The organism is Paenibacillus agaridevorans (assembly GCF_003112455.1).
GTDB classification, from domain to species: domain Bacteria; phylum Bacillota; class Bacilli; order Paenibacillales; family Paenibacillaceae; genus Pristimantibacillus; species Pristimantibacillus agaridevorans.
On record NZ_BDQX01000011.1, the window covers coordinates 75,078 to 87,144 of the forward strand.

6 protein-coding genes are annotated in these 12,067 nt (G+C 49.2%); 4 read left to right on the forward strand and 2 right to left on the reverse strand.

What is annotated here, in order from left to right:
* Window positions 1-4 precede the first annotated feature (4 nt).
* From PAT3040_RS00605 to PAT3040_RS00620, 4 genes are all read left to right on the forward strand, one after another.
* Window positions 5-1,369, forward strand: coding sequence for an ABC transporter substrate-binding protein (locus PAT3040_RS00605; RefSeq protein ID WP_181376364.1), 1,365 nt, complete (start codon window positions 5-7; stop codon window positions 1,367-1,369).
* A gap of 124 nt (window positions 1,370-1,493) precedes the next feature.
* The gene (locus PAT3040_RS00610; protein ID WP_179215289.1) at window positions 1,494-2,378 is read left to right on the forward strand and encodes a carbohydrate ABC transporter permease; all 885 of its coding nucleotides are present in this window, start codon (window positions 1,494-1,496) and stop codon (window positions 2,376-2,378) included.
* Window positions 2,375-3,208 carry a carbohydrate ABC transporter permease gene (locus tag PAT3040_RS00615; protein WP_108991106.1) on the forward strand — a complete coding sequence of 278 codons (834 nt, stop codon included), beginning with the start codon at window positions 2,375-2,377 and terminating at the stop codon, window positions 3,206-3,208. The genes PAT3040_RS00610 and PAT3040_RS00615 overlap by 4 nt, the downstream gene beginning before the upstream one ends.
* Window positions 3,209-3,241: 33 nt before the next feature.
* Window positions 3,242-9,085 (forward strand): S-layer homology domain-containing protein, encoded by a 5,844-nt coding sequence (locus PAT3040_RS00620; RefSeq protein ID WP_108991107.1) that lies wholly within the window; start codon window positions 3,242-3,244, stop codon window positions 9,083-9,085.
* Between the two features lie 137 nt (window positions 9,086-9,222).
* Here the strand turns inward: PAT3040_RS00620 and PAT3040_RS00625 are convergent, their stop codons facing one another.
* The gene (locus PAT3040_RS00625; protein WP_108991108.1) at window positions 9,223-10,107 is read right to left on the reverse strand and encodes a hypothetical protein; all 885 of its coding nucleotides are present in this window, start codon (window positions 10,105-10,107) and stop codon (window positions 9,223-9,225) included.
* Window positions 10,104-12,041, reverse strand: coding sequence for an EAL domain-containing protein (locus tag PAT3040_RS00630; RefSeq protein WP_181376365.1), 1,938 nt, complete (start codon window positions 12,039-12,041; stop codon window positions 10,104-10,106). The genes PAT3040_RS00625 and PAT3040_RS00630 overlap by 4 nt, the downstream gene beginning before the upstream one ends.
* Window positions 12,042-12,067 lie beyond the last annotated feature (26 nt).

The following is a 12,067-nucleotide window of genomic DNA, read 5'->3' on the forward strand; positions in this document are numbered from 1 at the left end:
GACAATGAAAAAAGAAATGGGAACGAAATCGTTACCGATGCTGCTGAAAGGCCTGCTGTTGATAGGCCTGCTGCTGGCGGCGGCTTGCGGCAATAACGCGAGCAATGAAGGACAGCAGTCGAATGCCGAGCCTGATTCCACAAACGCTGCGTCTAATGCAGCTCCGGAGGCGGTAAAGGATCCCGTCAATCTGAAGTTTCTGTATATCTGGCCAGAGTATGAGGCGATTATGAATGAAACCATTCGTCTCTTCGAAGAGAAAAACCCCCATATCCAGGTCGAGCCGGAAATTGTGCCCTGGGACAAGGCAATCGAGGTTATGCAGACCAAGGTAGCTGCCAATCAGGCGCCGGACGTGTCTTTTGGCTGGACGCATTGGATGGCTCCATTCGTCAACGAGGTGGACGCCGCAATGCCGTTGGACGATTATTTGCAGCAAGATCCGGCTTGGGAGCAGTCTTTTATTCGCAGCGACCTGCTCGATATAAGCGTCGTGAATGCGGATAAACCATTTGTGTCCAATATTCCGTTTAAGTTATCCTTCCAGGTTGTTATCTACAATAAAAAGATGTTTAGCGACCACCAGCTAGAAGTTCCGCAAACGCGGGAGCAAATGGAGCAAACCATGGAAAAGCTGGCTGCAAACGGCATCATTCCCCTTGCAGCCAGCGGCAAAGACGGACAAATCGATATGCTTAAGGATTCCTTCGCGGGTATGAATTTTGTCAAGAACGGCACAGCGCAAGGCGCATGGCTGGCAGGCGAAGAAAGCTATGAATCTGCGGAATATATCGAAGCAATGGAGCTCGCCAAGCAATGGTTCTCTAAAGGATTTTTTGGCAAAGACGCCTTCGCGGTAGGCAACGACGAAATTGCCAATCTTCTGTTGACGAAACGCGCAGCGATGATTCTCGGCAATAACAACCAAATCCCTACGCTGCAAGAGCAGGTCGACGACGAGCTTGGCGCTTTCTTGTTTCCGGCTGCCGAAGGCTTGAAAATTCAGGCGCCGTTAACGGCAGATGGATTCTTCGTATTGAAAACGACGCAATATCCGGATGAAGCGGTTGAGTTCCTTAAGCATCTCACCAGCGAAGAAGTCCAGAAGCTGTGGGCATCCCAAAGCAAATCCATGCCTGTGCTTCAAAACTTGAATACAGGTGATGAAACGCTGGATGGTCTGATTGATCAAATTGCGGCAAGCGCAACCGATTATCCCGTGCAGAAGCTCACCTATAATCCGGCGGAGCTATCGAAGCAATTGCAGGCGGCTTTCGCAGAATATTTGCTGAACGCCAATGCGGATGTGACCGCTTCGGCGAAGAAGATGGAAGCGGATCACCGAAAAGCTATTGAGAGCAGCCAATAGACGTCAGCCCTTGGGTTGGGCGAAATAGGTCGGAATATTTCAGGCTGCAAGGCCGACTAGCGGTATGGGGAGCCGGCAATCTTGGAGAGATTGCCGGTTCGCCCATAAAGGAGTGGAGACATACATGATAGCGCGCAAATATACGCTCGCATACTTATTTCTATTGCCGGCGGTCGCACTGCTGGCTGCCTTTTACATTTATCCCGTTCTGACAAGCGTTGTACGCAGCTTTACGGATTGGAATGGGTTTGATGCCGGATTTCTTTGGGTTGGCTGGGGCAACTATAAAAATGTGTTTGGCGATCATCATTTTTGGGCGGCAACGGGACGCACATTGCGGTTTGCTTTTGTGACGACTATTGTGCAGACTATACTCGGCTTTTTGCTGGCATTTTTCATCTATACGCTCGTATCCGATCGGTGGCGAAAACTGATGCGCGTCGCTGTTTATATTCCCGTCATTTTGCCTGGAGCGGTCGTGAGCCTTCTTTGGAGCAATCTGTTATCCCCCAATTTCGGTCTGGTGAATGAAGTGCTGAGAGCAATTGGGCTTGAGGCGTGGGCAAGAGGATGGCTGGGAAGCACCGAGACCGCGATGAATACGCTTATGATCGTAAATACATGGAAGTTCATCGGCATGACCATTACGTTTTATATTGTTGCGATGCTGGCGATTCCGAAAGATCTTATAGAGAGTGCCAAGATGGACGGAGCAGGAAGCGGCACGCTTCTCTGGCACATATTCCGGCCTCTGCTAAAAGGGATTACGGAAGTTAATTTTATTCTATCGCTGATTGGCGGCTTGAAAGCGTTTGACCTTATCTACATGATGACAGGAGGAGGTCCGGGGGACAGCACCACTGTGCTCGGGATCATGATCTATCGACGCGCGTTTCTTTCCTTCCGGTTCGGCGAAGCGATTACGATGGGAATAATCCTGTTCATTGTTATTTTGACGCTAACCCTGATTAGCCGCAGGCTAATTGCCTCAAGGGAGGACGAGCAATGACAAACAATAGATTATTCGGAGCGCTTCGTATGCTGCCGGTATACGGACTTTTTCTTATCATCGTTTACCCTTTGTTCTACATGGTGTTTAATTCCTTGAGAACAACCCGTGAAATCATGATGCAGCCGTCCGGGCTGTGGTCGTCTTCGGGGCCGCAATGGTCGAATTATGCGGAGGCTTTTGTGATCGGCAAAGTATCGGTGTATTTTGCCAACAGTGCATTCGTGACGATCAGTTCGCTTGTGATTACGCTTGCGGTGGTAACCTTGGCGGCGTATTCTCTCGGCAAGTGGAAACCGCCGGGCCACTCGGTGCTCTTTGTCGGATTTCTGGCCACTCTGATGATAACCGGAGAGATGACAACCATTCCGATTTTTCTGATGCTGCGCGATTTGGACCTGCTCAATTCGCATCCCGGACTTATTCTTGCTTATGTTGGGGGAGGGATCGGCATGGCCATCTATTTGATACGCAATTTTGTACTGTCGCTGCCCAAGGAGCTGGACGAAGCGGCCCGAATTGACGGGGCGGGCTACATGAGGGTGTTCTGGTCTATTGATCTGCCGCTGATTGTGCCTGTGCTTGCAGTCGTTGCCATTATGAGCTTCGTGGGAGTGTGGAGTGAATTTTTCTGGGCTTTGATTACGATTACGGATGACAAATTGAAGACGCTGCCGCTAGGACTGCTGAATTTTCAATCGCAATACAACACCAATTATGGCGTGCTTCTGGCGGGACTTACAATCGTAACTCTTCCATCTTTGCTTGTCTACTTGTTCTTCTCCCGTTATTTTATTGAAGGAATGACAGCGGGAGCGGTCAAGGGGTAAAGCGCAAATATACAATATTGGGGTGAATCGTGTATGAGATTTAAGCAACTAACTGCAAGCTTTCTGGCAGCGCTGATCGTTACGGTCGGCTTGCTGCCGCCTTTGGCGGGCGAGACGGCCGGAGCGGCAGCGGAGGAAAACGATTATGATGCGGTAGAGAATGCGTCGGTTGAGAGTATCGACGGTATTCCAACCCTGCATATTAACAATCAACCGCAGCCGCTAGTCGGCTGGTTTCAATGGGATTGGTATCCCGGAATGACGCAATCCGCCGACTATGCGGGTATTCGGATCTATCAGCCGCGACATACGACCGGCTATCCGACTCTCGAAGTGTGGTTGCCGCACATGCAGGAGATTGCCGAACAGGACCCCAACGCCTACTTCCTGCCCGTGATCTGGATGGGTTCCAATACCCCGTTTGGCTTTGACGAAAAAAACAGTTCGGATGTGCATACCGATACAGGGGCTTCTTGGGGAGCGATATCCTACGGCTCGGATGAATGGCAGAATCGGGCGGAGCTGCTGCTGCGGGAGCAAATTCGCAGGTATGAGGCAAGTCCTGTCGGCGATCGCATTTTGGGGTATATGTTAAGCGCGGGCAGTACAGCAGAGTGGTTCTATGTAGATACCTGGGCCAATCGGGATTTTGACCGCAGCGTTAGCAATAAGGCGAAGTTCCGGCAATGGCTGCAAGAGAGGTACAATCATGATGTCGCCAAGCTAAGAGAAGCGTGGAACGATGCGTATGTCACGTTTGAAAGCGCTGACATTCCAGCGAAGGCTTCCGGTGATCCGTTCCTAAATCCAGGGTCACAGAGCGACCTGATTGATTATGCCGTGTACCACAACGAGATTGTGTCCGAGCGGATGACTTACTTGTCCCATGTTGTGAAGGAAGAAGTGGAAGGCCGGAAGCTCGCTGCCGTATACGGCGGCTACACGATGGCATTCGGACAATACGGTCCGTTGTCGGGCATGCTGGATTTTGAGACGTTGCTTCGTAACGACGATATTGATCTGCTGTATTCGCCGCTGGACTATACGCACAGGGATCTGGATGACGGCTTCACAAGTGTCCACGGAGCGATGGACTCGGCCCGCTTGTACGGCAAACTATACGTGGGCGAAGATGACTATGCGACGCATATGGGGACCGATACCCATGGCGCTCCGCCATTGGCCAACGACATTGAGGGATCGCTTGCTCTCTTGTGGCGCAATTTTGGATTTACGCTGTCCAAAAACTACGGCATTCACTGGTATGACGACGCCGGGTATGGCGGGTTTCATAACGCGCGAATGATGAACAACATTCGACTGATGAATCAGCTAGCAGAAGCTGCCGTTGATCTACCGAGGCGGTCGACAACCGAAATCGCGCTTGTCCTGGACGAGTTCTCCCAGTTGATTCAATCTGCCGGGGGTTCCCCGGTCAATGAACGGGTAAGGCTCATTCGGGAGGAGTTGTCCGCCGTTGGAGCTCCTTACGATATCGTGCTGCTTTCTGATGTGTTAGCCGGCAAAACCGATCCGTACAAGTTGTATATTATGGCTAATGCTTATGCCTGGGATAACGAACGACTTGCGCAGCTGGAGAATTGGGATAAAACGGGCAAGACGCTCGTCTGGCTGTATGCGGCAGGATACTGGAAGCGGGATGCAGATGGAGTGGACAGTCGTTCCGCAGGGCATATGGCATCGGTAACCGGTGTGCCGAGCGTGGAGATCGGGAAGCAGAGCTTTGAAATTCTGCCTGCTGAAAGCAGCACGTCGTCGTTGCTGTCGGGAATAGACGTATCCGAACCGCTCGGCGGATCAGTGCCGGCTATACCGCTGTATGCGGCAGTTGGATACGAAGCGGCGGGATTTCAATTACTGGGACAGACAGGCTCACATGCTACCGCTGTATATAAAGAGCATGCAGGCGGAGCGGAAGTATGGATCGGCTCACCCTCTATTTCATCGGAGCTACTGTATCGCAATTTGGCCGATCTGGCCGGCGTTCATTTGTATTCGAGAAGCGGCAAGCAGGTGAATGCCAACGAATCCTTTGTATTCGTCACATTGCCGGAGGCCGGCACAGAAACGATCCGGTTCCCGGATGCATCGCCTCGCTACGATATTATAGCTGGCGAGTTTATCTTTCCCGATTCGGAAGGTGATGTCGAGCTGTCAACGGATAGCGCGGCTACCTTCGCTTTCTTCAACGGCAACCCTGCCGATCTGAAGCTGAACAGACAGGGAGAATATGCTACCGATCTGGACCGGCTTGTGCTCCGTCTGGAGGGCGAAACACTGAAGGAGCAGCAATTGGAAAGCCTGTCCGACCGTGAGTTTGAAACAATTGCGGGCTCGGATATCTCCTTTGCACTGACCGGGATTACATCGGACGGTTATTATTTCTACGAGGATGAGATGGAAGCAGCTTCGCTCTGGAGCAGCAGTAACGAAAATGTCGCCATTGTCGATTCGGAAGGGCGAGTATCGGCGCTTGAGGAAGGGCAGACGGTTATAACGGCTACCTCAAGCGGAGTTGTCGCAAGCGCTTTGTTGACGATCAGCGCGCCTTTGGAGGAGTCTCTCATGCAGCGTATGCCGACGGCTTTCTGGAGCACTTGGTCGATGGCCAACGGCTGGCATCCGTTCACCTTCGGAGAAGGCAACGAATATGGCATAGGCGAACAAAGGGATGCGGCTACAGCCGAGAACGGAGAGAACTATACTCAAGTATTCCGCTATGCGCCGCTGCAGAACGGAGAACAGATTAGCGGATCGCTGGACTCCCTCCAAGTGCCCAATAAAACCAAGGTAAAGGCGATTGCAACCTTCCGATACCCGCAAGGAGCGACGCAGGGCGTATACAATTCCGTTATTATGGAGGGATATACGGAAGGCGGCGGCAGCAATATATTCGTGGTACAAAAGGATTTGCCCGTGACGGGAAAGGGAACCTCCGTGGAAGTGGATTTATCCGCTTATGCGGGTCAGAAAATCAGGATCGACCTGAATGTGCGTCACAAAGGCGCAACCTCTTGGGAGGATGCGGAAGTGCTGCTGACGGACTATAAATTCGTGTATGAAGATGAAACGCCGGTCAATTCCGTCACGCATCTGGAATTCGATAAGGTTAACACAACGGTGAAACCGGGAACGAGCGGTCATCTGCAGATCAACGAGGTGTATAGCGACGGTTCTCGCGGCGTCTGGCTCCAGGAAGAGAATGCCCATTTCTACAATGATCGGCCGGATATCGTCCAAGTGGACAATACGGGTCATTTCCTGGCGCTCAAGGAAGGAACAGCTCAAATAACGCTGGTAACTGATCATACGTTAACCAGAGGATATGTGCATGTAAGCAATGATGGTTATGTATATGAGGACTTGCTGGACGTGTATGAAGAGGAAGGAAGCTGGACGGCGGAACCGACCTATGCGGGCTTCCCATTCGGCAGTTGGACAGAATACGGCGGCGCCTCGAGGCCGGAGAGCGTGGTCATGGAGGATGGCAACAGCTATGAACATCCCATTGTACTCGCGGGAAGCGATAGCGGCACCGGCATTAATGGCCGGATCAGCCTGGAGGTACCGGATCAACCGGCTGTCTTTTTGACAGGAAAGTTCGGATTTGTGGGCGAGTCCGGAGCCGTGCAGCGTCAAGCGAAGTTTTTTATGCGATCATGGGATACGAGCATTACCGGCAGCAATCCCTTCTATCAAGAATATACAGTATCCGATGATGGTGCACTGTCTACGTTTGAGATTGATATTTCGGCTTTTGCAGGCGAGACGTTGGAGACAACGGATATCTATCTGTTGAAAGAAAACGGCGAAGGATCGTCGCTGGAGATCGCTCTTACAGAGCTGGCCTTCCGAATGCTGCCGCCTGATGTCGGCAAACCCGTGGCGCTCATCGCTGATCGTCCGCATCTGGTACTGCCTGTAAACGGCCAAGATACGCTTACGGTTACCGAATTAAACAGTCAGGGACACTTGCGGCAACCTGCAGAAACGGTAACTTGGTCCACCAATCACAACGATACGGTAACGGTCGGCAGCGATGGTGTCATCGCTGCGCTGCAGCCAGGAATTGCAGTTGTGCAAGCTGATATGGGCCCGATGCGCACCTTTGTTGTGGTGGAGGTACGACCAGAGGGAATGTCTTCGGGGCAATCGGCCGATCCCTATCGCTGGACAAGTTTGCAGCGGCTGCCGCAATTCTCGCTAATGGAGGCGGATATTCCCTATTTCTACATCGGCCCGCATCGTCGGGAGGCCGTTATGGCTCCTCCTGTTGTGACGACGGTATCAGAGCCAACCGGAACCGTTGGCCAAGCGAATGTGACAATTGAAGGAACGGCAATGAACGGAGCTTTGGTGCAAGTATGGCAGGACTCCAATGGCAACGCTTCGGTGGACAGTTGGGATAAGCTGGCCGCAACGAAACGCTTGACCGATGGCAGCGAATTTGTGATTGAGGTGCCGTTGGATCAGGAGGGAGTTTACCACTTCCTGCTGACCGGCGCTAACGAATGGGGAGAACGAAGCAAGGAAACGGTAGTGCCAGAGATTCAGTATGTCCTACCTGCCGGGCAATCGTACTCTCGCGGGACAGATCCTGAGCGGGTGAAGCTGCTATTGAACGGGCGTACCGCCGATCTGGGCCGAGAGAAGCGCGACCAATCGTCGAATGGTTTTTCCGTAACCTACTTGTTGGACTATGACAAGCTATTGTCTAGCCTAGTGGGGGATGAGGGGGCGATAATTGAAATTGCGCTGGATCTGGATAACCCCGAAGCTGCGCTGGAGTTGGATGGAAAGTCGCTTGAATTGCTGGGTAACCGCAAAGCTTTTATTACGCTGCAAACATCGAGCGCTTACTACACGCTGAATGCGGCGCAACTGCAGGAACAATTCCTGAGCGGAGCGGAGGCGGACGACGACGGATTGTTGCTGCGAGTTGTTATTTCTGAAGTGGCAGAATCCGAGAGAAGTCGGGTGGCGAAGTCCCTCAAGCGGAATGGACTGGAATTGATCGGTTCGCCGATTCGCTTCGAGTTGATGCTGGGACAGGAAGGGCGAATGGATCCTGTTGATACTTTTGATTTTTACGTGGAGAGAGGAATCAAACTTCCGTCAGAAGCGGAGAAGATATTCGATAAGGCGGCGGCATTTGTTGTCGATGAACAAGGCGAAGTACGTCCGGTCCCTGCCATCCTTGACTCGACGGATGACCGCAAATTCGTTCAAATTCGCAGCCTGACTAATAGCCTATATGCTCTGGCGATTTCGAATATTGCCTTTCTCGATATGAAGGGTCATTGGGGACAAGGGGCCGTCGAGGATATGGCCAGACGGTTAGTCGTCTCCGGTTACGCGAACGGTCAGTTCAAGCCCGATGCAGCAGTGACAAGAGCTGAACTGTCTGTTATGCTGGCTCGCGGCTTGGGCTTGAAGCCAATAGAGGGAGATAGCGCATTTAACGATGTCGATGCTTCGGCTTGGTATGCGGGCTGGCTGGAAGCTGCCTGGAAAAGCGGGTTGATAGCCGGATATGACGATGGAAATTTCCGTCCCGACAATCCGGTTAATCGCGAGGAAGCGATGGTTATTGCCAGCCGAGCTATGATATTGGCCGACGATAAAGAGTCTGCCGCTGTACTTAGCGATATGGCGGTCCTTGAGCGTTTTATAGACGCCAATCTAGTGTCAGTCTGGGCCGTCCCGGCAGCTGCCAACAATGTCAACTGGGGATTGTTTGCCGGAAGGGCGAAGCATATGCTGGCGCCCAAGGCCAGCATCACGCGTGCTGAGGCGGCTGTTGTGATTCGGCGTTTGCTATCGAAGGCCGGCCTCATCGAGACAATCGACCAATGAAAGCAACAAAGGATTGGCGATTAATTCCCTCAGAAGGGGCTGTCTTTTAAGTCCCGAAAATAAAAAAGTTGGGCGGAAAAATCCGTCCAACTTTTTGTTCTCTTGCAGAAAGTAATGAGCGCGGTCCATGTATCCTACTACTCGAGCAATTCCTTTAAAGTATCATAATAATGATAGGAAAAGCTTAGTTTGGGATACTGGAAGCGGTCGTCCAGACTAGCCCAAGACTTTTGCAACTCTTCAAGGCCGACGTTATAATAGGTGTTGATATCTACGAGTTTATGTTTTCCTGGCTGTTGCAGCTCGGCGATATTGATGATCGGTTTGCCATGCTTTTTGGAAAAATGAACTTCGTTCTCGATTTGCGTAAATTCGTCAGTGCGATCATAATTCATGACGGCAATTCCATCACCTGCCAAGGATATCAAGCGATCCAGTTCATACAGAGAATATCTGTCGTAGAAATTAGGAATTGTAACAATCATAATTAAATCCTTATCCTTTGCCACCTGATAGGCTGCTTCCAAACCATCAATAAATGTTTCAATTATTTTTACTTTTCCCTTTTTGTCAGCTGCATCCCATTCCTCCAAAAGATAAGGCTCTACATCGATAACAAGACCTTTCAATCCAGCTTTTTTGTCTACCTTTTGATTGAGCAGCTCTACTTTCATGATTTCTTCTTTCAGAGATGCTCCGTCTGCTTCCAAGCCCCATTCGGCTTCTCCAGTCAGATAAAATACATCAATCGTATGTTCCTGCATTTGCGAAAGAAAAGATTCTGCTTCTTGTGATGCAAGTAATTCTTTGGAGAATGATTGATAGATGGCTCCAATATCCATCCGATCAAGAATGGATAGCAATGCAGGGCGCTCTTCGGCTAATACGACTTCATCTGACCAAGAAAAGATACTATGCTTGCTGTGTGTTTCAGCTGATTTTTGCGCAACACGATTAACAATCAGGATAATTCCTATAACCAGGATCAGTGTCAATCCCGTATAATAAATGAGCTTTTTCATATCTGCATTCCCCGCATAAGCTTATCCAGCTCAGAATAAGGCATAGGCTGATAGAAAAGGTAACCTTGCACATAATCACAATCTATTTGTTTAAGCAATTGCAGCTGTGCATCCGTCTCTACCCCTTGACAAGCAACCTCTACGCCAATGCCATGACACATTTCCACTATACTGCCCATGATGGATTGTATTTTTGGATGTTCAATATCTTTGATCATTTCCTTATCCAGCTTTAAGATGTCTATTGCAAAGTTTTTTAATTCCATAATGGAGGAATAGCCCCCTCCAAAATGATCAAGGGCTACTGTAAAGCCATAGGATTTTAATTCTGATACTTTGCTTATAATCTCAGGCATATTTTCTGCCGAAATCGTATCGGAAATTTCAATTTGCAAGCAGCTTGCAGGAACTTGTTGTTCTGCGGCAATCTCTTTTAGGGTTGTACAGAAGTCAGGTTGATAGATACTATATCGTGAGAAATTACAGGAAATGTAGAGCAGATCCTGCCCTTCCTTAACTCTTTGACCCAGCAATTGACATACATTGCGGAACAAAGCGATATCCGCTTTGCCAAGCAGCCCATTCTTTTCGAGGATAGGGATAAATTGATCCGGGAACAACAGACCTCTTTTTTTATTTTGCCAACGTGATAAGGCTTCAAATCCTGCAATCTCCATTTGGTCCAAATCGAGCATTGGTTGAAAGTATGGAATAAACTCATTGTTATCAAGACCTGTAATCGCTTCTTGATCCAATTCTTTGACCAAATGGATCGATTTGAAGAGCGCCTTATCATAAAAGACATAGCTAAGGTTATTGCTCTGTGCATATTCCCGGGCTTGTATAGCATGATTGATGGCCGGGTTTAATTCTTTATCGTAAATCGCCAAACCATATATGCCCGACCTAAGCGTTGCCGCATCATCCTTCGTTTTTTGCTTTAATAAGCTCTCGATGTCCAAATATAGCGGCCCCAGTCTTTTCGCTAATTGTTGCTGGGAGAGATATTGCATCACTATTATAAAACTGTCTTCCGATACACTGGCAAACATCTCGTGTTCACTAAGATGCGATTGTATGATTTTTGAGATATGAGTGAGGGTAAGGTCTCGTTCTACATAACCATGCACTTCGCTGATCGAAGAGATATTCTCGATTTTTAAATTGACAACACTGTAACTGACACGATTATCATCCGTAATACATGCATCATAATCTTTAAAAAGTTTAATGTGATTACCGTAGCCCGTTATTGGATCCGTTTGAAGCACGTGAATCCAACGCTTTTTATACTTGAGAACGATAAAGATCATAACGATTACAAGAGCAGCAGAAACACACAATAAGGCCAGGATGATGATATCCGTTCTTTTATGTGCAGTCTCGAGCTGCTTAGGTATTTTCGACCACAGGAGCTGTTCTTTTTGTTCGCTCGTAATGGATTGCAAGGCGTCAGTTATACGGGATATCATTACTGGATCGGCTATTGTTGTAAAAGCCAGATAAATATCATCTGCGCCATGCTCATTGGGGACGGAAATATATTTCTCGCTGAGCGTTAAGTTATAGGTGTCGATTTGCTCCTGATTAAAGGCAAAGGCGGATACCATATCTACTTGAAGATTTTTAATCAAATTTTTTTGTTCGACATTTTCATCCATATAGATGAATTGAATGCCTGTTTTTTTCGATATGATTTCGAGCAACTCAGGCGCAATGCCTTTAAAGGTATGAGCTTTTTTATCAAAGTACTCCATGGGGTAGTGATCAGGATTACCTGCTACATAAACGACAGCTTCCGTATTTGATGCGGTCTGATTTCCTTCTATTACAGATACGCTGTTCGTATTTGCGTCTACAGTTGCCGCACTACCGCCTAATAGGAGCAAAAATGCCAATACTAGCGATGAAAAATTGCGTAATATTTTAGTCATCATCAGTTCCTCAATTCAATATGATC